Origin of the sequence: Sphingomonas abietis (assembly GCF_027625475.1) — a bacterium.
In the GTDB taxonomy this organism is placed as follows: Bacteria; Pseudomonadota; Alphaproteobacteria; order Sphingomonadales; family Sphingomonadaceae; genus Solisphingomonas; species Solisphingomonas abietis.
The window spans coordinates 3813348-3840208 of record NZ_CP115174.1 but is presented as its reverse complement, the minus strand read 5'-3'; the positions used below and the strand labels follow the sequence as shown (position 1 = coordinate 3840208).

At 66.7% G+C, this 26861-nt stretch carries 26 protein-coding genes and 1 tRNA gene; 14 read left to right on the top strand and 13 right to left on the bottom strand.

The annotated features are described in order from the left end of the window. The first annotated feature begins 3 nt into the window (after window positions 1–3). The 7 genes from PBT88_RS17965 to PBT88_RS17935 all read left to right on the top strand — a co-directional run bounded on the left by PBT88_RS17965 (window position 4) and on the right by PBT88_RS17935 (window position 8003). Window positions 4–2700 (top strand): bifunctional [glutamine synthetase] adenylyltransferase/[glutamine synthetase]-adenylyl-L-tyrosine phosphorylase, encoded by a 2697-nt coding sequence (locus PBT88_RS17965; RefSeq protein ID WP_270076671.1) that lies wholly within the window; start codon window positions 4–6, stop codon window positions 2698–2700. Beyond that, window positions 2700–3179 carry a peroxiredoxin gene (locus PBT88_RS17960; RefSeq protein ID WP_270076670.1) on the top strand — a complete coding sequence of 160 codons (480 nt, stop codon included), beginning with the start codon at window positions 2700–2702 and terminating at the stop codon, window positions 3177–3179. The genes PBT88_RS17965 and PBT88_RS17960 overlap by 1 nt, the downstream gene beginning before the upstream one ends. Beyond that, window positions 3176–4021: a ferritin-like domain-containing protein gene (locus tag PBT88_RS17955; protein ID WP_270076669.1), complete on the top strand. Its 846-nt coding sequence runs from the start codon at window positions 3176–3178 to the stop codon at window positions 4019–4021. Before PBT88_RS17960 ends, PBT88_RS17955 begins: the two co-directional genes overlap by 4 nt. Before the next feature lie 116 nt (window positions 4022–4137). Further along, a complete protein-coding gene (locus PBT88_RS17950) occupies window positions 4138–4902 on the top strand; it encodes a M23 family metallopeptidase (RefSeq protein ID WP_270076668.1) in 765 nt (254 codons plus the stop codon). Between the two features lie 31 nt (window positions 4903–4933). After that, window positions 4934–5269 carry a HesB/IscA family protein gene (locus PBT88_RS17945; RefSeq protein ID WP_270076667.1) on the top strand — a complete coding sequence of 112 codons (336 nt, stop codon included), beginning with the start codon at window positions 4934–4936 and terminating at the stop codon, window positions 5267–5269. 38 nt (window positions 5270–5307) lie between these two features. Then, window positions 5308–6081 (top strand): exodeoxyribonuclease III, encoded by a 774-nt coding sequence (gene xth, locus PBT88_RS17940; RefSeq protein ID WP_270076666.1) that lies wholly within the window; start codon window positions 5308–5310, stop codon window positions 6079–6081. Window positions 6082–6128: 47 nt separating this feature from the next. Then, window positions 6129–8003 (top strand): M20/M25/M40 family metallo-hydrolase, encoded by a 1875-nt coding sequence (locus PBT88_RS17935; RefSeq protein WP_270076665.1) that lies wholly within the window; start codon window positions 6129–6131, stop codon window positions 8001–8003. A gap of 6 nt (window positions 8004–8009) precedes the next feature. Here PBT88_RS17935 and PBT88_RS17930 read toward each other — a convergent pair whose 3' ends face one another. From PBT88_RS17930 to PBT88_RS17920, 3 genes are all read right to left on the bottom strand, one after another. Next, window positions 8010–9179: an N-acetyltransferase gene (locus tag PBT88_RS17930; RefSeq protein WP_270076664.1), complete on the bottom strand. Its 1170-nt coding sequence runs from the start codon at window positions 9177–9179 to the stop codon at window positions 8010–8012. A 107-nt stretch (window positions 9180–9286) separates the two neighbouring features. Continuing rightward, the gene (lptG, locus tag PBT88_RS17925) at window positions 9287–10408 is read right to left on the bottom strand and encodes an LPS export ABC transporter permease LptG (protein WP_270076663.1); all 1122 of its coding nucleotides are present in this window, start codon (window positions 10406–10408) and stop codon (window positions 9287–9289) included. Then, complete coding sequence (locus PBT88_RS17920; RefSeq protein ID WP_270076662.1) at window positions 10405–11616, bottom strand: LptF/LptG family permease; 1212 nt, start codon at window positions 11614–11616, stop codon at window positions 10405–10407. Before PBT88_RS17920 ends, lptG begins: the two co-directional genes overlap by 4 nt. A 192-nt stretch (window positions 11617–11808) precedes the next feature. On the opposite strand from PBT88_RS17920, the gene PBT88_RS17915 reads away from it, so the two are divergent. Genes PBT88_RS17915 through PBT88_RS17905 form a run of 3 tightly spaced genes read left to right on the top strand, consistent with a single transcriptional unit; the run spans window position 11809 to window position 14149 of the window. After that, window positions 11809–12270: a DUF2141 domain-containing protein gene (locus PBT88_RS17915; RefSeq protein WP_270076661.1), complete on the top strand. Its 462-nt coding sequence runs from the start codon at window positions 11809–11811 to the stop codon at window positions 12268–12270. Further along, window positions 12270–13241: a diacylglycerol/lipid kinase family protein gene (locus PBT88_RS17910; protein WP_270076660.1), complete on the top strand. Its 972-nt coding sequence runs from the start codon at window positions 12270–12272 to the stop codon at window positions 13239–13241. Before PBT88_RS17915 ends, PBT88_RS17910 begins: the two co-directional genes overlap by 1 nt. A gap of 11 nt (window positions 13242–13252) precedes the next feature. Further along, on the top strand, window positions 13253–14149 hold the full coding sequence (locus tag PBT88_RS17905; RefSeq protein WP_270076659.1) for a hypothetical protein: 897 nt from the start codon (window positions 13253–13255) through the stop codon (window positions 14147–14149). Window positions 14150–14195: 46 nt separating this feature from the next. On the opposite strand, the gene PBT88_RS17900 is transcribed toward PBT88_RS17905, so the two are convergent. The 10 genes from PBT88_RS17900 to hspQ form a co-directional block, all read right to left on the bottom strand. Then, window positions 14196–16232, bottom strand: coding sequence for an ATP-binding protein (locus tag PBT88_RS17900; RefSeq protein ID WP_270076658.1), 2037 nt, complete (start codon window positions 16230–16232; stop codon window positions 14196–14198). 47 nt (window positions 16233–16279) lie between these two features. Continuing rightward, entirely contained in the window at window positions 16280–17545 is a 1266-nt protein-coding gene (gene spt, locus PBT88_RS17895; RefSeq protein ID WP_270076657.1) for a serine palmitoyltransferase, read from the bottom strand. Then, window positions 17542–17790: an acyl carrier protein gene (locus PBT88_RS17890; protein ID WP_270076656.1), complete on the bottom strand. Its 249-nt coding sequence runs from the start codon at window positions 17788–17790 to the stop codon at window positions 17542–17544. Before PBT88_RS17890 ends, spt begins: the two co-directional genes overlap by 4 nt. Window positions 17791–17869: 79 nt before the next feature. Continuing rightward, window positions 17870–18796, bottom strand: coding sequence for an NAD-dependent epimerase/dehydratase family protein (locus tag PBT88_RS17885; protein ID WP_270076655.1), 927 nt, complete (start codon window positions 18794–18796; stop codon window positions 17870–17872). Beyond that, window positions 18793–19917 (bottom strand): glutamate 5-kinase, encoded by a 1125-nt coding sequence (gene proB / locus PBT88_RS17880; RefSeq protein WP_270076654.1) that lies wholly within the window; start codon window positions 19915–19917, stop codon window positions 18793–18795. The genes PBT88_RS17885 and proB overlap by 4 nt, the downstream gene beginning before the upstream one ends. Window positions 19918–19980: 63 nt before the next feature. Further along, window positions 19981–21036, bottom strand: a complete 1056-nt coding sequence (obgE, locus tag PBT88_RS17875; protein WP_270076653.1) for a GTPase ObgE — start codon at window positions 21034–21036, stop codon at window positions 19981–19983. 142 nt (window positions 21037–21178) lie between these two features. After that, window positions 21179–21697, bottom strand: a complete 519-nt coding sequence (locus PBT88_RS17870; protein WP_270076652.1) for a GNAT family N-acetyltransferase — start codon at window positions 21695–21697, stop codon at window positions 21179–21181. Window positions 21698–21884: 187 nt separating this feature from the next. Beyond that, window positions 21885–22154, bottom strand: a complete 270-nt coding sequence (gene rpmA / locus PBT88_RS17865; RefSeq protein WP_270076651.1) for a 50S ribosomal protein L27 — start codon at window positions 22152–22154, stop codon at window positions 21885–21887. A gap of 29 nt (window positions 22155–22183) precedes the next feature. Further along, window positions 22184–22492 carry a 50S ribosomal protein L21 gene (gene rplU / locus PBT88_RS17860; RefSeq protein ID WP_270076650.1) on the bottom strand — a complete coding sequence of 103 codons (309 nt, stop codon included), beginning with the start codon at window positions 22490–22492 and terminating at the stop codon, window positions 22184–22186. A gap of 139 nt (window positions 22493–22631) precedes the next feature. Further along, window positions 22632–23024: a heat shock protein HspQ gene (hspQ, locus tag PBT88_RS17855; protein WP_270076649.1), complete on the bottom strand. Its 393-nt coding sequence runs from the start codon at window positions 23022–23024 to the stop codon at window positions 22632–22634. Window positions 23025–23149: 125 nt separating this feature from the next. Between hspQ and PBT88_RS17850 the strand changes: the two genes are divergently transcribed. The 4 genes from PBT88_RS17850 (at window position 23150) to PBT88_RS17835 (ending at window position 26709) form a co-directional block, all read left to right on the top strand. Continuing rightward, window positions 23150–23239: transfer RNA gene (locus PBT88_RS17850), tRNA-Ser, on the top strand. Between the two features lie 170 nt (window positions 23240–23409). Continuing rightward, window positions 23410–24696, top strand: a complete 1287-nt coding sequence (locus PBT88_RS17845; protein WP_270076648.1) for a tyrosine-type recombinase/integrase — start codon at window positions 23410–23412, stop codon at window positions 24694–24696. A 71-nt stretch (window positions 24697–24767) separates the two neighbouring features. Continuing rightward, window positions 24768–25694, top strand: a complete 927-nt coding sequence (locus PBT88_RS17840) for an IS1595 family transposase (protein WP_270076647.1) — start codon at window positions 24768–24770, stop codon at window positions 25692–25694. After that, a complete protein-coding gene (locus PBT88_RS17835) occupies window positions 25687–26709 on the top strand; it encodes a hypothetical protein (RefSeq protein WP_270076646.1) in 1023 nt (340 codons plus the stop codon). The genes PBT88_RS17840 and PBT88_RS17835 overlap by 8 nt, the downstream gene beginning before the upstream one ends. Window positions 26710–26861 lie beyond the last annotated feature (152 nt).

The following is a 26861-nucleotide window of genomic DNA, read 5'->3' as shown; positions in this document are numbered from 1 at the left end:
CACATGAGCGGCCTGGAGGCCACGGCCGTTGCGGCGGCGCTTGGGCGGGCGCGGGCCTATGCCCCCTATCTGCGTCGGCTCGCCGCTCGTGAAACCGCCGTCGCGGCGGCGCTCGACGCGGGCGATATCGCCGCGGCGCTGGCATCCTGCGACGAGCCGCTGCCCGAAGGCGCCACTGTCGCGGCCCAGTTGCGGGCCGAGAAGCGGCGGCTGGCGCTGGCCGTGGCGGTGGGCGATCTGTCCGGCGCGATGGGGCTGGAGGAGGTGACGCGGCGACTGTCCCGTTTCGCGGACGATGCGCTTGGTCGCGCGATCGAAGCGGCGATCCGCGAGCGGACGCCCGAGGCTGTACCGGCCGGCTTCGTGGCGCTGGCGCTCGGCAAGCAGGGCAGCCGCGAGCTCAACTATTCCTCCGATATCGATCCGATCCTGCTGTTCGATCCCGAGACCCTGCCGCGACGGCCCCGCGAGGAGCCGGTCGAGGCGGCGGTGCGGATCGCGCGCCGGGTGGTCGAGATCATGCAGGCGATCGATGGCGACGGCTATGTCTTCCGCATCGATCTGCGGCTCCGGCCGTCGCCCGAGGCGACACCGCTGGCGCTGCCGGTGTCGGCGGCGATCAGCTATTATGAATCGAGCGCGCTGCCGTGGGAACGCGCGGCCTTCATCCGCGCGCGCGCGGCATCGGGCGACATCGCGCTCGGCGAGCGCTTCCTGGCCGAGATTCGTCCGTTCGTCTGGCGCCGGGCACTCGATTTCGGCGCGCTGCGCGAAATCCGCGCGCTCTCGCGCCGGATTCGCGGTCATTACGAGGCCGGGCAGCGTTTCGGCCTGGGCTATGATCTCAAGCGTGGCCGTGGCGGCATCCGCGAGATCGAATTCTTCGCGCAGATCCACCAGTTGATCCATGGCGGGCGCGATCCGGCGCTGCGCGTGCCGGCCACGCTCGATGCGCTGGCGGCGCTGCAAGCGGCAGGGCTGATCGCCCCGGGGGAGGCCGCGGCATTAAGCGAGGCGTATCGGCTGTATCGCACGATCGAGCATCGGCTCCAGATGGTCGAGGACCAGCAGACCCACAGCCTGCCGCGCGATCCGGCGGCGCTCGACAATGTGGCGCGGCTTGACGACCGGGCGGATGGCGCGGCGCTGCTCGATGCGCTGCGCCCGCATGTCGAGATGGTCGGTGCGCTCTACGATGCGCTCGATCCGCCGGAGGATGGCCGCCTGCCGCAGGATCGCGATGCGCTCGTCGCGGTGCTGGGCGAGGCGGGCTTCGCCGATGCCGGCGCGATCGCCCAGCGCATCATCGGGTGGCGCGGCGGCGGTGCCCGCGCCCTGCGCTCTCCGGCGGCGCAGGATGCGCTGGAGGCGGTGCTGCCGCATCTCGTGGCGGCGCTGGGGCGTGCGCCCGATCCGGCGGTGGCGTTCAACCGCTTCGATGACGTCGTCGCGCGCCTGCCCAGTGCGATCAACCTGTTCCGGCTGCTGGAGGCGCGGCCGTCGCTGGCGGCGCTGGTCGGCGATGTGCTGAGCCTGGCGCCGACGCTCGCCGACATGCTGGGGCGCCGGCCGGAGCTAATCGACGGGCTGATCGATGCGAGCGCGCTCGATGCGCCGCCGGACGTGGCGGCGCTGGCACGGCGGTTCGGCGGCACGGGCGACGAGGATTATCAGTCGCTGCTGGATCGCGTCCGCCGCGAGGTGGGCGAGTTGCGCTTTGCCGAAGGGGTGCAGATCGTCTCGGGCGCGCGCGATCCGCTGGCGGTGGCAGGCGGCTATGCGCGCATCGCCGAGGGTGCGCTGGAGGCGTTGGCGGCGGCGACCGTGCAGGCGTTCGAGCAGGCCCATGGCCGCATCCCCGAGGGCGAATTGCTGATCCTCGCGCTCGGCCGGTTCGGCGGCGCGGCGCTGACCCATGCCTCCGATCTCGACCTCGTCTACCTGTTCACCGGCGATCACTTGGCCGAATCGGATGGGCCGAAGCCGCTGGGCGCGACCCATTATTTCAATCGGCTGGCGCAGCGGATCACCGCCGCCCTGTCGGTGCCGACGGCGGCGGGGCCGCTCTACGACATCGATACCCGGCTGCGGCCGTCGGGCCATCAGGGCCTGCTCGCGGTCAGCCTCGACAGCTTTGCCCGCTACCAGCGCGAGGGGGCCTGGACCTGGGAGCATATGGCGCTGGCCCGCGCGCGCGTCGTGTTCGGATCGGCGGCGGGGCGGGCGGCGCTGGAGACGATCATCGGCGATACGCTGGCGGCGCCGCGCGACATCCCGGCGCTGCTCGCCGATGCGGTGAAGATGCGCGGTGACATCGCCCGCCACAAGCCGCCGATCGGGCCGCTCGACGTCAAGCTGATGGATGGCGGGCTGATCGATCTGGAGTTCGTGGTCCATGTCACCCAGTTGCGTTACCGGGCCGGCTTCGATCCGCGCCTGCCCGAGGCGATCGGCGCGCTGGTCTCGGCCGGGCTGCTGCCGCACCGATCGATGGCGGCGCATGATCTGCTCACCCGCCTGCTGGTCGCGCTCCGCCTGATCAGCCCGCGCGCCGAGCAGCCGAGCCCGGCCGCGCGCGACGCCCTGGTCCGCGCGTGCGGCATGGCGGACTGGCCGGCGCTGCTTGCGGCGCTGGAGGAAGCGCGGCAGAGCGTCCGCCTGGCATGGGCCGGGATCGTCGCACAGGCAGGAGAGAGATGATGGCAAGCGGACCCGATATCGGCGACATCGCGCCGGACGTGACGCTCACCACGCCGGACGGGGGCACGCTGACCCTTTCTCAGACCCGCGGGCGGCCGCTGGTGCTCTATTTCTACCCCAAGGACGATACCCCCGGCTGCACCCGCGAGGCGCAGGATTTCTCCTCGCTCAAGCCGGCGTTCGACGCGGCGGATATCGGGGTGATCGGCGTTTCCAAGGACACGCCCGCCAAGCATGGCAAGTTCGCCGCGAAGCACGGCCTGACCATCGATCTCGCCAGCGACGAGGACGGGTCGGTGTGCGAGGCGTTCGGCACCTGGATCGAGAAGAGCCTCTATGGCCGCCAGTATATGGGCATCGATCGGGCGACGTTCCTGATCGACAGGGACGGGCGGATCGCCAAAATCTGGCGCAAGGTGAAGGTGCCGGGCCATGCCGAGCAGGTGCTCGCCGCCGCCGAGGCGCTGCCGCAGGGATGAGCGTGTCCGAAGAGATGCGGATCGGGCGCGAGGGCGTCGCATCGGCGACCTCGATCGCACAGGCCTGCCGTGCGGTGCTGCTGACGGCCGACCCGATCGAGAAGGCGTTCGCCGCGCGTGCCGCGCAACGGGCCTGGCAGCAGGGGCGCCTGGCTTTCCTGTTCGACGTGGCCATGCCCGACGATCCGCCGCGCCCCGCCGACCTCGCACTGCTGCCGCCGAACCGGATGCCCAAGCGCGGTCGCGCCGGATCGGAACGTTCGCGGATCGCGATGCTGCATGCCTTCGCGCACATCGAATATGTCGCGATCGATCTCGCCTTCGATTGCGCCGGGCGGTTCGGCGAGGGGATGCCGCGCCGCTTCGTCGACGACTGGCTCTCGGTCGGCGCCGACGAGGCGATGCATTTCGCGTTGCTCGACCGGCGGCTGAAAAAGGCGGGCGCGCATTATGGCGCGCTGCCCGCGCATGACGGGCTGTGGGAGGCGGCGGGCAAGACGCGGCATGACCGCATTGCCCGGCTCGCGGTGGTCCCGATGGCGCTGGAGGCACGCGGCCTCGACGTGACGCCGGCGACCGTCGCGCGCTTCGAAGCGGCGGGCGACGGGCATTCCGCGCGCATCCTCACCCGCATCTACCATGACGAGATCCGGCATGTCGCGATCGGGACGAAATGGTTCGAATCCTGCTGCGTCAACGACCGGCTGGTGCCGGCCGAACTGTGGCGATCGTTGATTTCCCGCCATTTCTCGGGGGTGGTGAAGCCGCCCTTTAACGATTCAGCGCGCGCTCAGGCCGGTTTGACGCTGGACTATTACGGGACTCTTGCGACGTTAACCTGATCAGGCCACACCGTCCTGGTCGAGAGCGGAGGGGCAATTCCACGATCGGCAAACCCGAAAATCTGCGGATGGAGCCTGTCTCCAGCCCCGTGGCGCGTGCAAGGTGGAAGAAAATCGTGAGCTTGTTTTCCAGCCGATTGTTGAACGCCGCCGAGATCGTTCGGTTCCCGATCCACAAGATTTCCGCCGCCGCGCTGCTCGCTGCCGGCATGATCGCCGCCAGCCCCGCCGCTGCCACCGATGCCGCTGCCGTGACGGCGACCGCTTCGGTCGGCGCGTTCGATGCGGTGTCCAACACCGGCCTCGCCAACAAGGCAGACCCGATGTTCCGCTCGCTGTTCGATGGGTGGAAGAAGATGGATGCCGTGCCGCATGGCGGCATCGTCGCGGTGCCGTCGCAGAAGCCGGTCCAGCAGTTCCGCTACACCTCGGGCTTCGGCGTGCGCGGCAATCCGTTCGGTGGCCATGGCGGCGAAATGCACCCCGGCCTCGACATGGCCGCGCCGACCGGCACGCCCGTCTACGCGACGGCGGACGGGATCGTCGGCCGCGCCGAGCGCACCTATGGCGGCTATGGCAATCTCGTGCAGCTGGAGCATGGCAAGGGTCTGGAGACCCGCTACGGCCATCTCTCGCAGATCCTGGTGCATGACGGCCAGCGCGTGCATCGCGGCGATCTGATCGCGCTGGTCGGTTCGACCGGCCGTTCGACCGGCAGCCACCTGCATTATGAAGTCCGCATCGATGGCCGCGCCGTCAACCCGATGCCCTTTCTCCAGACCGCCGACTATATGACGGCGTTGCAGGATCGCACGATGCCGATCCATGCCGGCCAGGCGGTGGCGATGGGCGGCCCGGAAGATCCTGACGCCGCCGATTGATCCGGCGCTCCGGCGTGCCTATCTTCGCACCATGAGCGAAGCTTCCGACATCGACATCTCGCCCGCCGCCGCCGCGCGCGTCTCCGCCATCGCGACCAAGACCGGCAAACCGGCGATGCTGCGCCTGTCCGTGGACGGCGGCGGTTGCGCCGGTTTCCAATATGTCTTCGGGCTGGCCGATGCGGTCGGCGACGACGATGTGACCACGATCCGCGACGGCGTGACGCTGGTGGTGGATTCTGTCAGTCTCGATCTCGTGCGCGGCGCGATGGTCGATTATGTCGAGTCGCTGGGCGGTGCCGCGTTCCGGGTCGAGAACCCGCAGGCGGCTTCGGGCTGCGGCTGCGGATCGAGCTTCTCGATCTGACCCTTTCGGAGCGGGGGTGAGCCGGTTAAGACCGAGCGATGAGGATTGCCACCTACAACGTCAACGGTATCAACGCCCGCCTGCCACGCCTGCTCGAATGGCTCGATGAAACCAGGCCCGACGTCGCCTGCCTCCAGGAACTGAAGGCGGAGGGCGAGAAGTTCCCGCTCAAGGCGCTCGAGGATGCCGGCTATGGCGTCGCCTGGCACGGCCAGAAGGGCTTCAACGGTGTCGCGGTCCTGGCCAGGGGTGCCGAGCCCGTCGAACGCCAGCGGGGCCTGGCGGGCGATCCGGAGGATGTGCAGAGCCGCTATATCGAGGTCGAGGTGGCGGGCATCGTCATCGCCTCGCTCTACCTGCCCAACGGCAACCCGCAGCCCGGCCCGAAATTCGACTATAAGCTCGCCTGGATGGCCCGTCTGGCGGAGCGCGCGCGCGCGTTGCTGGCCGAGGAGAAGCCAGTGGTCCTCGCCGGCGACTACAACGTCATTCCCGCCGACATCGATACCTTCTCGGTGCGCGCGATGCAGGACGATGCGCTGATGCAGCCGGAGAGCCGTGCTGCCTTCCGCGGGCTGCTGTTCCAAGGCTGGACCGATGCGATCCGCGCCTGTCACCCGGAACCGGAGAAGCTCTACACCTTCTGGGATTACCAGGCCGGCGCCTGGGCGCGCGACGCGGGCTTCCGCATCGATCACCTTCTGCTCAGCCCGCAGGCGGCCGACCGGCTGATCCATGCCGATGTCGACAAGGCGGTGCGCGGCCGCGAAAAGGCGTCGGATCACGCCCCGACCTGGGTAGAGTTGCGCTGACGATCGAACGCGACGCGCGGCTTGGCGACAGGACGCCCCTCGACGGCATGAGCCATCCCGTGCGGATCGCCTGTCTGCTGATCGCCATTGTCGTGTCGCTCTGGATCGGGGTGCGGGCGGCCACGCCGCCACCGGTCGTCCCCGCATCGGCGCCGGCGACCGCCTTTTCGGCAGAGCGCGCGCTGCCCGACATCCACGCGCTCGCGATGCGCCCGCACCCGACCGCCAGTGCCGACAGCGAGCGGGTCCACGCCTATCTGGAGAAGCGCCTGCGGGCGATCGGCATCGTGCCCGAGGAACGCCGCTACCTGATCGATCCCGAAGGCTTCGCGACGCTGCATCGCTGGAATCCGCAGGCCAGCCGGGCAAGCGAGATGGCCGATATCGTCGGCGTACTGCCGGGCCGGGACCGGACTAGGCCGGCCGTCGCGCTGATGGCGCATATGGATACGGTGTGGGGATCGCCGGGCGGCGGCGACGACAGCGTCGGCGTCGCCGCGATCCTCGAAATCCTGCGCGCGATCCGGGCGCAGGGGACGCCGACGCGCGACATCGTCGTGCTGTTCACCGATGGCGAGGAGATCGGGCTTTCGGGCGCACGCGCCTTCTGGCCGAGCGACGGAGTCGCCCGGCATGTCGGGGTCGTCATCAACCTCGAGGCGCGGGGGGCCGGCGGTCGCGCGACGATGTTCGAGACCGGCAATGGCAATGGCGCGATGATGGCGCTGTTCGGGCAGGCCGTGCGCCATCCCGTCGCCAATGCGATGTCGGTGCTGGCCTATCGGCTGATGCCCAACGACACCGATTTCACGCCGATCCGCGAGCAGGGCCTTCCCGGGTTCAACTTCGCCATCATGGGGCGGCCGGAATATTATCATTCACCGCGCGCCACCGCCGATCGGCTCGATCCGCGCGCGTTGCAGGATATGGGCGATCAGGCGCTCGATCTGGCATCGGCGCTGGCGACCGCCAGAATGTTGCCGGCCGCGACGCGCGACGCCGTGTTCTTCGATGTCGCGGGCCATCATCTGCTGATCTACAGCCCGGCGGCGGGGTGGCTGATCGTGCTGGCGGCCGGGCTGGCCCTGGCGGCGGCGGTGCTGGGTCTCCGTCGGCACGCGGGGTTCGCATTGCGCGGCATCGGCGGGGGTATCGGCGCCTTCCTGTGGCTGATCGCCCATGGGCTGTTGCTGCTGCTCGTGCTCAATCTCGTCTCGGGCAGCGCTGCGCATCCCAATTATTATGATCGGCTCGCGGCGTTGCCGCGGCTGGAGATGCAGGCCGTGCTGGCCTGCCTGACCACGTTGATCGGCTGGCTGACGCTGCGGCGCTTCCCCTACCGCGCATGGGGATTGCTCCCCGGTGCGCTGTTGGGCGTGGCCGGCTGGAAGCTCGGCGGCCCCCATCTCGTGATCGTGGCGATGGCGGTCATGGGGATGCTGGCCGGCTGGCTGGCTCCGGTGGAGGGCGTGTCGCGGTGGAACGGTTGGATCGGGGCGATCGCGATGCTGTTGCTCGTGGCCTTGCTGTTGCAGGGCCGGGCACCGCTGGTCGCGTGGATCTTCGCCTGGCCGGCGCTGATCCTCGCCTTGGCGGCCTGCCTCGTGGCGTGGACCGATCCCGGTTTCCAACGGCCGTGGGGAGCGGCCATCCCAGCGCTGGCGCTGGCGCTGGTGGTCGCGCCGCTGATCCCGCTCGCGCATCTCGCCTTTCTCGGCGTCGGCGCGCCGATGGCGCCGGTGATGCTGGCCTTCCTGCTGATCGTCGCGGCGGCGGTGTGGCCGCTCGCGAAGATCGGGCAGGGCACCCGCACCGCGCTGGTGATCGCGGGGGCCTTGGTGGCGGTGGGGCTGGTGATCGCGGTGCAGGTGCGCACCGATCCGATCGCCGCGACGATCCCCGCCTACAGCCTGGACAAATAATCCGGCTCAGAGATCCTTGGTGTAGATGCGGTAGACCCGGTTCTTATGGCTGTTGATCGCGTCGGCGATCGACACCATTCCCTGATTGTCCTCGAGGATCCAGCCGATTTCGGCGCGGGTGGCGCCGAACAGCTTGACCGAATCCGAGCGGATATATTCGATCATCATGAAGGCGAGCTGGGAGGCCAGGCGGGTCGCCTGCAATTTCTTCTTCACCCCCATCAGCGGCACGCGCACGGTGTTCACCGTCGGCCGGCCGGAGAAGCCGCCATTGAGCCGCCACAGCAGCTTCACCACGCCGAACGGAAAGAGGCTGCCGTTGAGATCCTTCTGCATCTCGTTGAGATCGGGCCAGGTCATCATGAAGGCGACCGGCTCGCCCTCCACCTCGGCGATGCGGATCAGATCGTTGAAGACGATCGGCTTCAGCTTCTTGCCGACATATTGGATTTCCGAATCGGTGATCGGCAGGAAGCCCCAATTGCCCGACCAGGCATCATTGAGGATCGAGAGGATCAGGGCGGCCTCGGCCTTGAAATTCTTCTTGTTGACCGTGCGGACGGTGATCCGCGGATTGCGTTCGCCGGAGGCGACGATCCGCTCGATCAGCGGCGGGAAGGTCTTGGTGATATCGACTTCGTAGGTGTTGAGATCCTTCACCTTGCCGTAGCCGGCGGCCTCGATCCACGCTTCATAGTGCGGATTATGGTGGCCCATCATCACCGTCGGGGAATGGTCATGGCCCTTGATCAGCAGGCCGGGTTCATCCCAGATCGAGATCGAGATCGGGCCGACCGATCGCTTCATGCCCTCCTTTCGGAGCCAGGCCTCGGCATGGGCGATCAGCGCGTCGGAAACGTCCTTGTCGGTCGCCTCGTACAGGCCCCAATTGCCGATATCCTTGCCGCCGCCCTGCTCGGGCGGCATGTCCAGCCAGAGATGGTCGATATGGGCGGAGATGCGGCCGACATCCTTGCCGTCGCGCACCGCGATGAACAGGTCGCCATGGCCATGCTCGAACCATGGATTCTTGCCCGGCGTGAGCAGTTCCAGCGCGTCCATCTTCAAGGGCGGCACCCAGGCGGGATCATGCTTGTTGAGGGCGAACTGGACGTCGACGAAGCGCTTCTTGTCCGCCGTCGTCTTGACCTCGAAAATCTGAATCGCGCCCGCCATGATGGTCTCCCTGTCTTGCGCGGAGCCTTAAGACGGCGCGCGCACGGGTTTCCACTTAAATATTCGTCCACCGTGGCCGACAAGCGCAATCCGGTGCGGGATGCCGCTTATTCCTCGGTTCGAATCAACACGGTTTCGCCGATCAGCAGAAACAGCAGGAAGGGCGCCCAGGCGGCGAGGAAGGGCGGGTAGGCGCCGAGATTGCCCATCGCGACCGCGAAATTGTCCGCGACGAAATAGGTGAAGCCCAGCGCCATGCCGATGACGGCACGGAGGAACAGCGCCCCGGATCGGGCCAGGCCGAACGCCGCGACGCCGGCCAGCAAGGGCATCAGCACCGACGAGAGCGGCCCCGAAATCTTGTGCCACCAGCCGGTCTCCAGCGGCCCGGTGGGGCGGCCGGCGGACTTGAGATCGTTCACCGCGGCGCCGAGTTCGGACAGCGAATGCTCGTCGGCATTGACGTCGGCCAGCGTGAACTGGTCGGGCGTGATGTGCGCGCCGAACATATATTGCGGCATCTTGCTTTCGGTGCCGGACACGACGTCGAACATCGTGACGTCGGGCGCAGTCCACCCGGCGATGGCGCCATCGGGGCCGATCTTGGCCCGCGCGGAGGGCGCGGTGAAGATGTGATGCAGTTCGCCGCCGTCGCGATCATAGACGGTGACGCCGGTGAGATGAACGCCGCTCCCCTTGCCGATCACCTGATCGGCATGGACGATATCGTCGCCGTCGCGCACCCAGATGTTGGTCGGCGTGCCCCGGCTGACCGGCACCTTGCCGTAATCGACATCCTGCCAGGCGTTGAGCGTGGCGGTGGAGCGGGTGACGACCCGTTCGTTGAAGGTGAAGGACAGCGCGGCGATGCCGAGGCTGGCCAGCACCAGCGGGGCGAGGATCTGGTGGGCGGAGACGCCGCCGGCCTTCATCGCGATCACTTCGGAATTCTGGTTGAGCGTCACCAGCGTGATCAACGTGCCGAGCAGCACCGAGAAGGGCAGCAGGAAGGCGATGATCTGCGGCCCACGCAACGCCGCATAATGCCACAGCTGGGCCTCGCCATTGCCGGGATAGGCGAGGATGTCGCCCGATTCGCCGAGCAGATCGAGCGTCAGCAGCACGATCAGCAGCGCCGCCAGCACGGCGGCCGAGCGCACCAGGAAGGTACGGGCCATGTACCAGGCCAGCGTGCGCGAGGGCCAGAAGCGGAATTCCTGCGGAGTCATGCGGCACGCTCCCGGCGACGGCCAACCCTGAACCAGCGGCGGAAACTGCCGGCGATGCGGGCCGTGACCCGCTCCAGCGCGCCGATCGGCTGGCCGCCGGGCTTGTGGGCGAGGGTGTGGTACATCCACCAGATCAGCAGCGAGAAGATCACGAACGGCACCCATAGCGCCAGCACCGGGTTGACCTTGCCGAGCGCGGCGACGGCGGCTGCATATTGGTTCACCTTGTGGTAGGTGACGATCATCACGATCGACAGGAACACGCCGAGCGCCGAGGTCGATCGCTTGGGCGGCACCGCCAGTGCCACCGAGAGCATCGGCAGCAGGAACATGATCACCACCTCGACCATGCGGAAATGGAATTCGGCATTGCTCTGCGCGCGCAGCTTGGCCGGCGTGCCGGCGCTGGTGCCGAGCTTGACCAGTTCGGGCACGGTCAGCTCGTCATTCTCGCCGCCGCCGCGATGGCGGAAATCGCTCACCTTGGGCAAGGCGATCGGCAGATCGTGGCTGGTGAAGCTCAGCACGCGCGGCGTCTTGAAGCTGGGCGCGTTGTTGACCAGCACGCCATTGTGGAGGCGGAAGATGATGGTGTCGGGATCGTCGGTCGCCATGAAGGTGCCGGTCTCGGCGGTGACGGCGTAGGTCTTGCCGTCTTCGCCCTCGGCGTGGACGAAGATGCCGGACAGATCGCGGCCGCCATTGGCGCTGCGTTCGATCCGCAGCGTGTCCTTCTTGCCGAGCTTGGTGAACTCGCCGACCTTGATCGAGGCGCCCAGTGCCCCCGAACGCAGCTCGTAGCGCAGCCCCTCATAGGCATAATGCGAATAAGGCTGGGCGAAGCTGACGATCATCAGGTTCACGAAAGCCAGGCCGATCGCATAGAGATAGGGCACGCGCAGCAGCCGGCCATAACTCCAGCCGAGCGCCCGCAGCACGTCGAGTTCCGACGAGAGGGCGAGCTTGCGAAAGGCCAGCAACGTACCCAGCGTCAGGCCGATCGGCACCCCCAGCGACATATATTCGGGGATGGTGTTGGCCAGCATCTTCCACACGACGCTGACCGGCCCGCCTTCGCGCACCACGAAGTCGAACAGCTTCAGCATCTTGTCGAGCAGCAACAGCATCGCCGCGAGCAGCAGCGTGGATATCAATGGCACCGCGATCAGGCGGGCGAGATAACGATCAATCCGCGTCAGAAATGGCAAGGTTTGGACGCCTCATGACCCTTTTTCGGCCGCATTTGCGGCCGATCTAGCAACCCGTGGTGAGCATGAGGGATCGGTGATCCCGCACGCTTGAGTCACGAGCCTATAGCTTCCGGGAGTTGCGAGGTCATGTCCAAAAAGCGGTTGCGCGCTGCGGCCTTGACGCTCGGTGCCATGATGGCCGTGCCGGCGATGGCATATGCCGCTCCCGTCGGGCCGTTCGCGGCGGCCTGCAGCGCCGGCGACACGGCGATGCTGGTGCATGTCACCGGCTTCAAGGCGCGTACCGGCATCCTGCGGGTGCAGTCCTATGGCGGCGATCCCGATCATTATTTCGACAAGGGCAGCTATTTGAAGCGCATCGATATCCGGGTGCCGCAGGCTGGCGCGGCGGTCGACATATGCGTGCCGGTGTCGGCACCGGGGCGCTATGCGGTCTCCGTCCGCCATGATCTCAACGGATCCGGCAAGACCGATCGATCGGATGGCGGGGGCATGTCCGGCAACCCGCATGTCTCGCTGTTCGATCTGATGTTCAAGCGCAAGCCGTCGCCCGATCAGGTGGCGGTGGAGGTGACGCATGGCGTGCGCGTGGTGCCGGTGACGCTCAACTATCTCTCGGGCGGCTCGTTCGGCCCGGTATCGGAGAGCTGATGGCCCGCGTCGCCCTTCTGTCCAATCCCCGCTCGACCGGGAACCGCTCGCTGCTGCCGCGCATCCGCGCCTTCTGTGCCGAACATCGCGACGTGTTCCATTACGAGGTCGAGAGCGTCGAGCAGATCGGCGACGCGTTGCGCACCATCGCGCGCGTCCGCCCGAAGATCCTCGTCATCAACGGCGGCGACGGCACCGTGCAGGCGACGCTTACCGAACTCTATCATGGCGAGCATTTCGGGGTGACGCCGCCGCCCGTCGCGGTGCTGCCCAACGGCAAGACCAACCTGATCGCGCTCGATCTCGGCGCGGTCGGCGATCCGCTGTCCGCGCTCCAGCGCATCATCGACATCGCCCGCGACGACATGGCGCCGCATATCGTGGCGCGCGAGCTGATCGCGCTCTCCAACGGCGACGCCAATGAGCGGCCGGTGCTGGGCATGTTCCTGGGTGGGGCCGGGCTGGCCGATTCGATGCTCTATTGCCGCAACAAGATCTATCCGCTGGGCCTGCCCAACGGGATCAGCCACGCGCTGACCGCGGTCGCGTTGCTGTTCACCATGGTGTTCGGCATCCGCGCCGCCTTCCTGCCGCCCAAGCCGCGCACCGTCTCGGTGTCGGTGCTGCGGCATGGGGTGCTGACCGGCACCTTCGCGGTGATGATCGTGACGACGCTGCACAAGCTGGTGCTCGGCTGGAAGCAGGCGCACAGCGACAAGGCCGGGGCGTTGCAGCTGATGATGGTCGAGCAGAAGACCGGATCGCTGCTCGGCGCGACGCTGGCGAGCCTGTTCGGGCGACTCGGCCAATCGCGGATGAACGGCGTCCATATCGAGCGCGGCGACGAGATCCGCATCGAGGGCGAGCGTTCGAGCGTGATTCTCGACGGCGAGCTGTTCGAGGCGAAGGCGGGCTTCCCGATCGTGCTGACGCCGACCGCGCCGGTGCCATTCCTGAGCCTCGCCGCCTGAAGGCCGCCGCGATGCCGGCTATGCTCAAGGATCTGGTGGCGGCCGAACTGGCGGAGGCGGCGGACGCGCGCGCCGTCGCTCTGGCGGCAGCGGTGGCGGCGCTCTATCCCCGGGCGGCGCGGGCCGTGCTGTTCTACGGCTCCTGCCTGCGCGAGCAGCAGCTCGACGGGCTGATGCTCGATTTCTACCTGATCGTATCGGATTATCCCGCGGCCTATGGCGGCGGCTGGATGGCGGCGGCGAACCGGCTGGTGCCGCCCAACGTCTTCCCGTTCGAGGCGGGCGGGCTGGCCTGCAAATATGCGGTGCTGAGCGAGGCCGACTTCACCCGCCTGTGTGGGCCGGAAACCGACAATCCCTCGGTCTGGGCGCGGTTCGCCCAGCCGTCGCGCCTGGTCTGGGCGGCGGACGAGGGCGCGCGCGCCGCGGCGGTCGCGGCGGTGGCCAAGGCGGCGCCGACGCTGATCGCCCGCACCCTGCCGACGCTGTCCGTCGATCAGGGCGATCCGCTGGAGATGTGGCGGGCGGCCTTCGCGCTCACTTATGCCGCCGAATTGCGAGCCGAGCGGCGCACGCGCTCCGGCAGCATCGTCGATGGCGATCCCGATCGCTATCGACGTTTCTCGGGGCCGGTGCTGGAGGCAGCGCGGGAGCTGGCGCCGGCGCGATTGTCCCCCGAACAGGCGCTGCGCGGCTGGCGGCGCACCCAGCGCCGGGGCAAGCGGCTGACCTTGCTGCGGCTGGCCAAGGCCAGCGCCACCTTCGCCGGCGGCCTCGATTATCTCGCCTGGAAGATCAACCGCCACGCCGGCACCCGGATCGCGATCCGCCCCTGGCAGCGGCGCTGGCCGATCCTCGGCGCGATCACCTTGCTACCGAAGCTCATCGCGGGTGGCGCGGTTCGCTGATCTTCCGGGCGATATCGCGCCGCCCGGATCGCGCCGTCGAGATCGCTCAGGCGGCATCGGCTTGGCGGAGGCGGAGCATGGCGGCGCCGACCGCCTTTTCCAGCGCGGAGACGGTGAACGGCTTGCGCAGCACCGCCTCACCCTCCAGCTCGCCGCCTTCGCCGGCCTCGCCAGCATAGCCGGTGACATAGAGGATGCCGACATGCGGGTGCCGCAGACGGACCAGGGCGCCCAGTTCCGGCCCGGTCATGCCGGGCATCACCACGTCGGTGATCATCAGCTGCACGTCGCCATGCTCGGCGAGCAGGGACAGGGCCTCTTCGCCGCTGCCACATGCGATCGCGCGATAGCCCAGCTCGGCGATGGCGGCGGTGGTCGCGACGCGGACGCGGGGATCGTCCTCGACGATCAGCACCGGCTCTGCGGTGGAGATCGCCCCGCCGGGCGGCGTGGCCGGCGGGATCGGCTTGGTCAGCATCGTCGGTGACGCCGGCGCGGCCGCCAGCCGGTTGCCGCGCGGGAGATAGAGGGAGACGGTGGTGCCTTCGCCGGGGGCCGAGCGGATCGCGATGTCGCCGCCGGACTGGCGGACGAAGCCGAAGATCTGGCTCATGCCGAGGCCGGTGCCCTTGCCGACCTCCTTGGTGGTGAAGAAGGGTTCGAACACGCGCTCCAGCACCTGCGGGGTCATGCCGCAGCCATTGTCGGTGACGGCGACACGGACATGGTCGCCGGCCTTCGCCTGGCCGACCTCGCCGTCGGCGAGCACGGCGTTATCGACCGCTATCTCCAGCGTCCCGGCGCCGTTCATCGCATCGCGGGCGTTGACGGCGAGGTTGATGATGGCGTTTTCGAGCTGCATCGGGTCGACCCACACCGGCCAGCTCTCGGGCGCGATCCGGGTGGTGACGATCACCCGTTCGCCGAGGGTGCGGTCGATCAGGTCGGACATGCCGTCGATCAGCTGGCCGGGATCGACCGCTTCCGGCAGCAATGGTTCGGCGCGGGCGAAACCGAGCAGGCGGCGGGTGAGCGCGGCGGCGCGGTTGGCGCCCTCCATCGCATTGTCGATATGGCGGCCGACCTCCTCGGCCTCGCTTTCGAGCCGGCGCCGGGCGAGATCGAGACCGCCGACGACCACCGCCAGCATATTGTTGAAATCATGCGCGATGCCGCCGGTGAGCTGGCCGACGGCTTCCATCTTCTGCATCTGGCGCAACCGGGATTCGGCGGCTTCGCGCTCGACCATCTCGCTGTGGAGCCGGTCATTGGCCTCGCGCAGTTCATGCGTGCGTTCGGCCACCGCATGTTCCAGCCACGACGCGCGATCGTCGGCGGCCTCCGCCTCGGCCCGCGCCCGGCGCTGGGTGACGAGGCCGAGCAGCGCCAGCCACGCGAGCACGCCGGCGGCGGCGGCCAGCAACAGCCCGGTGACGGACAGCAATTGGCCGAGATGGTTGGATTGCAGGGCGGCGGCATCCGACTGGTTGAAACGGCTCTGGAGCTTGCTACTCTCATGATCCTGGATCGCCGACAGGGTGCGATCGATCTGCGCGATCAGCTTGGAATGGCCGGCATTGTTGAACAGCAGCAGCGCCGGCCAGCCCTGCCGATAATACGCGCGCTGGGCGGTCAGCCCCAGTTCCAACCCGCGCGCATCGTAGAGCGTGCGCAGCTTGCGGACCAGCGCGACCTCTTCCGGGTCGGTGCCGACCAGCCCCTCGAGCTGGCTGATCTGGGCGCCGGCATCGGTCCAGTTGTTATAGTAGCTGGTGCCCATGCCGCGATCGGCGCTGGTGGCGAACCGGCCGAGCGCGGCTTCCGCCCGCGCCATCGAGGCGCCGGCCGATCGGGTGACGAGCATCACGTCATAGCTGTGCCGCTCGCGCTCCAGCGCTGCGTCGCGCTGGCGGTTGGAGGCGCTGGCCTGGAAGATCAGGATCACGACCAGCGAGGCCGCGACCAGCGCGCCGAGCAGGATGGCGAGGTTAACCGGGGACAGCCAGCCGCGCGGTGCTGCGTCGCGGCCGCCATTGCCGCTGAACGCAGCCCGTTCGATCGGTTCGGGCGCTCCCATATCCATGGTTGCCAATTCTATTCCGGGAATGGTTACCGAAACAGTAAATTCCGTCAGGCGGGGATGCAGCCGACGCTGTGCCCGGCCGCCGCGAACATGCCGATGATCTGGTCGACCTGCTCGTCGCGATGCTCGGCGCACAGCGAGCAGCGCAGCAGATAGGTGCCGGCCGGAGTCGCCGGCGGACGCGCCATGTTGACGTAGAGGCCGAGCTCGAGCAGCGATTGCCACATGCCGACGGCCTGCTCCTGATCGGGCAGGATCACCGCGATGATGGCCGACTGCGCCTCTTCGGTGCCGAGCTTGAAGCCGAGATCGCGCAGGCCCTGGTGGAGCTTGCGGCTGTTCTTCCAGAGATGCTCGCGCTTCTCGCCGGCATGCATCAGCTTGCGGATCGAGGTGGCGGCGGTGGCGACCACGCTCGGCGGCAGCGAGGCGGTGAACACATAGGGCCGGCAGACGAGGCGCAGCACCTCGAACTTGGGATGGTTCGACACGCAGAAGCCGCCGACCGTGCCGACCGACTTGGAGAAGGTGCCGACGACGAAGTCGATATCCTGCTCGACGCCCATCTGCTCGTAGACGCCACGGCCATGCTCGCCGAAGAAGCCCATGCCGTGGGCCTCGTCGCACAGGATCATCGCGCCATGCTTCTTGGCGACGGCGACCATCTCGGGCAGCGGCGCGATATCGCCGAACATCGAGTAGACGCCTTCCAGCACGACCAGCTTGCCGGCACCCTTGGGCAGGCGGCCGAGGCGCTTGTCGAGATCCTCGACGCTGTTGTGGCGGAAGCGGACGATTTCCGCATTGCCCAACCAGCAGCCATCGTAGATCGAGGCGTGGCTGTCGGCATCGAGGATGATGTAGTCGCCCTTGCCGGCGATCGTGGAGATCATGCCGAGATTGGCCTGATAGCCGGTCGAGAACACGATCGCATGATCGGTCCCGTAGAACTCCTTGAGCGCGTCCTCGCAATCCTTGTGAGGATGATAGGTGCCGTTCAGCACGCGGCTGCCGGTGGTGCCCGCACCGAAATCGTCCAGCGCCTTCTTGCCGGCGGCGACGACGTCCGGATCGAACGTCATGCCCATATAATTATAGGTGCCGAGCAGGATGGTGGGCTTGCCGTTGATGATCGCCTCGGTGGGCGACAGCACCTTTTCCATCACGATCGCGAAGGGATCGCGCACGCCGGTATCCAGCAGCGCCTGGCGCTCGGCGATCAGGCCGTCGAACTTGGACAGCAGATCCGGCGCGGAGGCGGAGACCAGCGCGTCGATCGGCTTGTCTTCGGGAAGGATGCCGGCGTCGGTCATGCCGGCGTCCTGAGCTTTTCGACCGCATCGATGAGCTGGCCGACCGTCTCGATCTCGGCCTGCATGTTCATCGTGATGATGATGTCGAACTCGTCCTCGATCGCGGCGACGAAATCCATCACCGTCAGGCTGTCCCATTCGAGATCCTGCGCGAAGCGGGTCGCCTCGGTGAGAGAGATGCCCTTCTTGTTGAAGGGGTCGATGAGTTCCTTCACCTTGGCGAAGGTGTCGTCGCGCGTTGTCATGGGGTGATGTCCTTAATCTCGTGCCTCGTCCGTGCCAAGCGATTGCGGCGATGGCGGGGCGGAATTGCGATGGCGGCCGTCAGCGCAGCAGCCCTTCCTCGCGATAGCTGTCGGCGGCGATGGCCAGTCCGTCGATCGTCGGCAATTGCGCGCGCCAGAGATGGGCGGGCGGCCGGAACTCGGCATTGGAGACCCAGTCGTCGTGCAGGAAATAGCGCACCCGATCGGCGGTGAGCTTGGCGTTGGGACCGCGCAGCAGGGCATCGAGCTTCGCACCGGCCTTCATCACCCAGCCCGGAACGGGCTGCGGGCGCACCCGGCGGCCGACCGCATGGCCGATCGCCTGGGCGAATTCGCCATGGCTCCAGCCGGCCGGGCGGCCATCGTCGGGCTCGAAGATCGCGGCGTGGCTCTCGTCGTCGTCGGGCAGCACGGCGAGCAGCAGCCGGACCAGATCCTGCGCGGCGATCACCGACAGGCGGCCGCCGGGCGGCAGGGGAACGATGCCGCGCGTCGCGGCGCGGAACAGCTCCAGCATCTCGCGGTCGCCGGGGCCGAACACGGCGGGCGGGCGCACGATCGTCCAGTCGAGCGCCGAGGCGGCGACGATGATCTCGGCCCGCGCCTTGGACCAGCCATAGTCGGACATCCTCGGCTCGCGCGCGGCGAGCGACGAGACATGGACGAAGCGGCGGATGCCGGCGGCGCGGGTCGCGTCCACCACCGCCAGCGTGCCCTCGACATTGCCGAGCGCGAAGCCTTCGCGATCGGGGGCGTTGATGACTCCGGCGACATGGATCACCGCATCCGCACCCGCGACCAGCTGGGAGAGCGCCAGCGGCTTCTCCATCGATCCGTAGATCCAGTGGACGCCGGCGCGCGGCGGGCGGGGCGCGCGGGTGAGGGCGCGGACCAGGTGGCCCTGCGCCAGCGCGGTGTCGATCAGGTGGCGGCCGACGAAGCCGGTGCCGCCGGTGATCGCCAGCGTGCGATGACGATTCTTCACAGCAGCACCATATGATCGCGATGGACGAGCGCCGCGCGGGGCGCGTAGCCGAGGATATCGGCCAGTTCGGAGGAGCGCTGGCCGGCGATGCGGGCGACGTCCGTCGCGTCATATTCGACCAGCCCGCGGGCCACGACATGATCGCCGGCCATGATGTCGATCACGTCGCCGCGCGCAAACGGACCTTCGACGCCGGTCGCCCCGGCGGCGAGCAGGCTGGCGCCGCCCGCGAGCGCGGCGGCGGCGCCGGTGTCGATGAAGATCCGGCCCTTCGCGGTGAGCCGTCCGGCGAGCCAGGCCTTGCGGGCGCCGGCGCGGGCCGGGGCCGGGAAGACGGTGCCATGGCCGGTCTGCGCGAAGCGGGCCATCGGCGAATCGTTGCGGCCGGTGACGATGGCGAGATGGGCGCCGCCGGCATGCGCGATCCGCGCCGCCAGCAATTTGGCGACCATGCCGCCCGATCCCATGCCGGAGGCCGAGCCCTTGTCGGCCATCGCCATGATGCCGTCGTCGATGGTGAGCACTTCCTCGATCAGCCGGGCGGAAGGATCGGTGCCGGGGTTGGCGGTATAGAGCCCGTCGACGTCGGACAGCAGGATCACGCCATGGGCGCCGGCGGCCTGCGCCACGCGCGCGGCGAGCCGGTCATTGTCGCCGAAGCGGATCTCCTCGGTGGCCACCGTGTCATTCTCGTTGACGACCGGCACCACGCCCAACGCGAGCAGGCGGCCGAAGGTGGCCGAGGCGTTGAGATAGCGGCGGCGATCCTCGAGATCGTCGAGGGTGAGCAGCATCTGCGCGGCGGTGAGGCCGCGGCTGCCGAGCAGCTCCGCCCAGCATTGCGACAGCGCGATCTGGCCGGTCGCGGCGGCCGCCTGCGCATCCTCCAGGCTGGCCCGCCCGCCGGCCGGCAGCCCCAGGCGCCGCGCGCCCAGCGCGATCGCGCCGGAGGATACGACGATGATCCGCTGGCCCGCGGCATGGCGCGCCGCCAGATCGGCGACCACGCCCGCCAGCCAGTCCCGCCGCACATGGCCGTCGGGCGTGACCAGCAGCGCCGAGCCGATTTTCACGACCAGCGTCGGGCAGGAGGCAGGGGCGAAACGATCGGCGCGAGTCATCGGGTTGCGGAAGGCCGGCACAGGAGCAAAGGGAAGCGACCGCTTAGGCGGAAGCGCCCGCTGTCACAATGGGGACCAGGGCTTCTCTTCGTCCGCTTCACTCGTCTGGACGCTCTCGGGCGACGGACCGACCGGCCCGATCGCATCGACCAGCGCATCGAGCACTTCGGGCAGGCCCTCCCGCGTGGCGCCGGAGAGGATGAAGGGATCGCCGCCGCTCTCCTTCTTCAGCGCCTTGATGAGCTTGGTCCGGGTCTTGGCGTCGATCGCATCGACCTTGTTGAGCGCGAGCACCTCGCTCTTCTCGTCCAGTCCGCCGCCATAGGCCGACAATTCCTCGCGGACGATGCGATAGGCCTCGATCGGGTCGTCGCCGGTCGCATCGACCAGATGGAGCAGCACCCGGCAGCGCTCGATATGGCCGAGGAAGCGATCGCCGATGCCAGCACCGTCCGCCGCGCCTTCGATCAGGCCGGGGATGTCGGCGACCACGAACTCGCGATCGCGATGGCTGACCACGCCAAGCTGCGGGCGCACGGTGGTGAACGGATAATCGCCGACCTTGGCCTTGGCGTTGCTCACCGAATTGATGAAGGTGGACTTGCCCGCGTTGGGAAGTCCCACCAGCCCCGCGTCGGCGAGCAGCTTGAGCCGCAGCCACACCCACATCTCCTCGCTCGGCCAGCCCGGCCCGTGCTGGCGGGGCGCGCGGTTGGTCGAGGTCTTGTAGGTCAGGTTGCCGCGGCCGCCGTCGCCGCCCTTCAGGAACACCTGCTGCTGGCCGGGGACGGTGAAATCGGCGAGCACAGTCTCGTTGTCGTCGTCGGAGATCAGCTGGGTGCCGACCGGCACGCGGATCACCAGATCGTCGCCGCCCGCGCCGGTGCGGTTCGAGCCCGATCCGCCCTTGCCGCGCGGCGCGCGGAAATGCTGGGTATAGCGAAAGTCGATGAGGGTGTTCAGGCCGGGCACCGCCTCGAAGATGATATCGCCGCCCTTGCCGCCATTGCCGCCGTCCGGGCCGCCATATTCTATGAACTTCTCGCGCCGGAAGCTGACCGCGCCGGGGCCGCCGGCGCCGGAACGGATGAAGATCTTGGCCTGGTCGAGAAAATGCATGGGCGGGTCCGGACACGTCTGGGACGAAAGCCGGCGCTCCGGATCATACCGGATGAAGGGCCATCTCGTCGCGAAAGGGGCGCCCTTAGCCGGAATCGGCTTCGGGCGCTACCCTTGCGAACATGGCCGCGTCACGATCGGATCAGGCGGCGTGCTCGTACATCAGGCAGTCGACCTCTTCGCCGCGCACGCTGCTCCAGCGCTTCTCCGTCTCGCCGGTGGGCACGAAGCCGAGCTTCTCCAGCACCCGGCCGGAAGCAGGGTTGTCGGGGAAATGGCCCGAGCGGAGCGATTTCAGCCGCAGCCCGTGCCGTGCCATGCCGACCACCGCCTGGCCCGCCTCGGTGGCGAAGCCCAGGCCCCAGCAGGGCCGCGCGATCCAGTAATCGAGCTCCGCCGATTCCTCGCCCTCAGTCTCGCGCAGGGCGATGCCGCCGACCAGCTTCGGCGCGCCGCGGGTGCGGGCGTAGATCAGCAGCTCGGGCAGATCGTCCGGCGCGCGATCACGCAGCAGGAAGGCTTCGGCATCCTCGGCCTTGTAGGGCCAGGACGTGCCCGGAAGCTTGTCGATGATCGCCTCGTCGGCGATCGCAGTGAATAGGGCAGGGGCATCCTCGCCCCAGCCTGGCCGCAGCAGCAGCCGTTCGGTTCTTGCAAACATGGCAGTAATCTCTTTGCCTCTCCCACGCCCGCCCGGAACGCTCCTACGAGCGTTAAGTTACCGGCAGACGACAGATATTTTTGAGGGAGAAACAAAAAAAGGGAGCCGGGGCGACCCGTCTCCCTTTTGGTTCCGCTTGTCGCAAAACCCGGAATCGCCCCCTGGGACGATCCCCTGATCGTCCATGTTACTCGGCTGCGAGCGCCACGGCGTCGACCGAAACATATTTGCGGCCGAGGCGGCCATCATGGAAGCGCACGCGGCCTTCCACGGTGGCGAACAGGGTGTGATCCTTGCCCATGCCGACGTTCACGCCCGGATACACCCGCGTGCCGCGCTGGCGGACGATGATGTTGCCGCCGATCACTTCCTGACCGCCGAACTTCTTCACGCCAAGACGACGACCTGCCGAATCGCGGCCGTTGCGCGACGAGCCGCCTGCTTTCTTATGTGCCATTGCTCTCTACTCCTCGGGCTCGTTGCGGCTCAGGCCTGGGTGCCGCCGACCGACAGGATCTCGAGGATCGTGTGGTGCTGGCGATGGCCGTTGCGGCGACGGTAATTGTGGCGGCGACGCTTCTTGAAAACGATCACCTTCTCGCCGCGCGCCTGCGCGATGATCTTGGCGGACACCGAGAGGCCATCGGTGGCCTGCGATTCACCGTCATTGCCGGCGAACAGGATGTCGCCCAGCGAGATGGTGTCACCGGCCTCTCCGGCCATCTTCTCGACGACGATCTTGTCTCCGGCGGCGACGCGATACTGCTTGCCGCCCGTGCGCACGATAGCGAACATGGCTCTCTCTTCAATCTGGACCTGGCACGCGGTAGATGGAGCGAAAGCGCCACGGTTCCACGCGGAAAGCCGGCCGCCTAAGGGATTCGGCTGAGTCTGTCAATCGAAAGCAGGCGGAGTTTCCCGCTCGCTGGCGAGCCTAGTGCCGATGCTCGCGGCGCAGCGTGTAGCGGCCTTCGGCGAAACCATCGAACAGCCCGTCGAGGGCGGGGTGCTCGACCGGCTCGTCGCTGCGATCCGCCACCAGATTCTGCTGGCTGACATAGGCGACGTAGCTCGATTCGGCATTCTCGGCGAGCAGATGGTAGAAAGGCTGCTCCTTGGACGGGCGGATGCTTTCGGGAATCGCCTCATACCATTCTTCGGTGTTGGCGAAGACCGGATCGATGTCGAACACGACGCCGCGGAAATCGAGCAGCCGGTGCTTGACGACGTCACCCAGCGAAAAGCGTGCATGCACGATACTGGGGGCCGCCAGCAGGGCTTCCGGCACGCTGTGCGGGGCGCCTGTGATGTCGGGGCTTTCGTTCATGCACCTTATCTAGGGTATAGATTGTGCGAGGCAAGCATTCACGGCTTGGCAAGCGGCTCGACTGTCGCTAATGGCCGCGCCTCACGATCATGACGCCCTCCCCGGAGGCCGTCAGCGTTTCTCGCGGAGAGGTGCCAGAGTGGTCGATTGGGACGGTCTCGAAAACCGTTGTGGGTTTACGCTCACCGTGGGTTCGAATCCCACCCTCTCCGCCAAAAACCCCCTAGCTAACCCCTGCTAACCATGACTTTCCCTAGCAGGAAACCCCCGAAATCGCTATGTTTCGCTCGCGGTCAGGTAGATCGCGTGTCGCAAACCCATGCACCCAATCGCACGCCTCAGGGGGCATGTAAGGGGCATCGAGATTAGGAATTGGGGGGGCATCGTGCCGCTGACGGATACCCAGGCCAGGAAGGCCGCCGCGAAGGATAAGGACTACAAGCTGGCCGACGCCAATGGCCTGCACCTGTATGTCACCACCAAGGGGCACAAGAGCTGGCGGATGAAATACCGCTTCGGACAGAAGGAGCGCCGGCTGATGTTCGGCCCCTATCCCGAGGTCTCGCTGTCCGAGGCGCGCGACAAGCGGGACGCGGCACGGCGGCTTCTCCGCGACGACATAGATCCTGGCGTGCAGACGGAGAAGCGGCGCGCCGAGGCAGCGGCCCGCGCCGCGATCACCTTCGAGAAGATGGCTCGGCAGTGGCATGAGCAGCAAACCCCGATCTGGGCTCCAGTCCATGCCGCCGACGTGATCAACAGCCTCGAACGCGACATCTTCCCGCACATCGGCTCGACGCCGCTCAGCGAGATCGATCCGCCTGGCGTGTTGGAGGTGCTGCGCAAGGTCGAGAAGCGAGGCGCGATCGAGACGGCCAAGCGGCTGCGCCAACGCATGTCGGCCGTATTCGTCTTCGCGATCTCGGAAGGCGTCGGCTCGGCCGATCCTGCGGCCGTCGTGACGAACGCGCTCAAGCCGCTCCCCAAGAAGGGCAAGCAGCCCTCGCTCACCGATCCGGACGACGCGCGCGAGGTCCTTGTTGCGGCCGAAGCGTCGGGGGCATCGCCGGTGACGAAGTTGGCGTCGCGCCTACTGGCGCTCACTGTCGTTAGACCGGGCGTGGTGCGCGGAGCGAGCTGGGGTGAGTTCGAGGGCATTGACTGGACCGGAGACTTCATCGGGCCTCAGCAACCGCTATGGCGCGTGCCGGCGGCCCGCATGAAACTCGTCGTCGAGAGGAAGGACGAAGAGGCGTTTGAGCATCTCGTGCCGCTCCCATGGCAGGCAGTCGATGTCCTACGCACGATCCGCCGGTTGACGGAGCGAGCCCGCTACGTGTTCCCCAGCCAGCGGCACAGCCACCATCCGCTCAGTGAGAACGCGATCGGCTATCTCTACAATCGGGTCGGCTTCCACGGTCGGCACGTTCCCCATGGCTGGCGCGCGGCCTTCTCTACGACAATGAAGGCGCGGGCGCGAAAGCAACGGCGCATCGAGGATCTGGACACCATCGAACGAATGCTGGCCCATATGCCGGAGAACAAGGTGGCCGCCGCCTATGACCGCCATGAACATATGGAGCGCCGTCGCGAACTCGGGCAGGAATGGGCCGATCTGCTGATGGCCGGCATGGCACCGGCGGCCACGCTGCTCACTGGTCCGAGACGCTGATATATTGGGAACTATATACCTAACTAGCCAAGCCGCTTGACGGCAATGCCGATTCTGGCTAGTTAGGTTTCATGAGCAGCCAGCCCGAAAACGTCAGCCTCTATCAGTTCTTCCAGCAGTTCCCGAACGAGGAGGCAGCGCGGGAGTATTTCGAGCACAACCGTTGGGCCGGCGAAGTTTCCTGCCCTCATTGTGGTAGCCTCTCAGTTTCGCCGGTTAAGAGCATGAAGCCCATGCCCTACCGTTGCCGCGATTGCCGCCAGCATTTCAGCGTCCGCACCGGCACGGTGCTGGCCGAAAGCCGCCTCTCGCTGCACAAGTGGCTGATGGCCATCTACATGATGACGACTGCGCGCAAGGGCATCCCCTCGACGCAGATGGCCCGCGAGTTGGGCATCACGCAGAAGTCGGCATGGTTTCTCGCCCAGCGCATCCGCGAGACGTGGCTGGGCGAGCAGGGCGGCGACATGGGCGATCATGTCCAAATCGACGAAACCTATGTCGGCGGCAGCGAGAAGAATAAGCATGCCAGAAAGAAGCTCAACGCCGGTCGCGGGACTGTCGGCAAGGTGGCTGTTATCGGCATCCGTGGCACGGCGACTGTCAAAGCCATGCCGATCGCCAATACCAAGGCTGCAACGCTACAGGGCTTTATTCGCGATAACGCCCCGGCCGGCGCTACCGTCGTCACTGACAGCCATTCGAGCTACGTCGGCATCGAGGCGTCAGGCTACAAGCATATTCGGGTCAATCACTCGGTTGGCGAGTATGTCCGCGATATGGCCCACACTAATGGTATCGAGAGCTTTTGGGCGCTTCTCAAGCGCGGCCACTACGGTATCTTCCACTACATGAGTGCAAAGCATCTGCACCGCTACGTCAACGAGTTCTCGTTCCGCCATAACACCGCTCAGGGCGGCACAATGGCCTTTATTGAAGCCACGGCCGGCCGAATGCTCGGCAAGCGTCTCACCTACAAGGATCTGATCAATGCCTAAGGATATTGAGCCGATTGACGCGAGCTTCGACGATGTAGCCCGAAAAATGGTAACTCCGGCACCCCCTTTGTCTAGTAATAACAGGCAGTTAGTGGTTAAACCCGGCGCAACTCCGGCACCCTCTGCGCAGCTACCGTTAGACCTCGGCATTGAGGTCGAGCGAACCGTTGGCGGGGTAGAGATGGGCGTTTTGCAGAACGGTATTCCATATCTCACCCAGACTGGCCTGGCGAACGTATCTGGTGCTGCGAGAGCGACCGTTTTTGAGATCACTCAAGAGTGGGAAGCCGCGATGACCAGCGGACTTATTTCTCCTCGCAGCCGCATAGCCTACTTTCACGATTATCTGACTAAAAACGGCTATAACGACCCGCGTCTCTTTATCGAGATCATTAAAAGCGGCTCACCCTACTATGCTTACCCCGATGTGGTTTGCATGGCTTTCGTCGAGTATTTTGCGTTTGAAGCACAGAAGGTAAACGACACAGCTTTAACAAATTACCGGCACTTCGCCCGGTTTGGTATCCAGCAGTTCATCTATCAGGCACTAAACTATGCGCCTGCAGACCCTTGGAAGTTCTTTAATGCGCGGGTATCGCTGCTGCGCGATAGCGTGCCAGTTGGCTATTTCAGCATTTTTAAAGAAAGCGCGGGGCTCACGGTCGATTTGATTAACGCCGGCCTGACTGTAAATGACCATACAATTCCAGATGGCAGCGTTGGGGGTACTTGGGGCCGCTATTGGACGGCCCAAAACCTAGAACATCGTTTCGGTCCACGGATCAAATACAACCATTACTACCCTTCAGAATTTCCTCAGAGTGCTAGCAATCCGCAGGAAGCGTGGGCATATCCGAACGAGGCTTGGGCCGAATATCAGCGGTGGTTTCGAGAGGTCTATTTGCCCACTAAGTATCCCGCATACATCTTGAAAAAGGCCTATGCTCTTCCGGGAGGTGATGATGAAGCAAAGAAGCTCGCCTCTCTTTACCAGCCGAAGGCAATCGAAGGCTGAGGCCTATACGAGTCCGAGTAGCTTCCCAAGCCGCAACACTGCTTCCTCGCCATCCACGCGAGCAAGCACGGCCGTTTCCCCATTGCCCTCTTCGACTAAGAAATAGCCACTTATGTCGCCGGGGGGTGGGTCGATGTGCTGTGCAGCGCGCT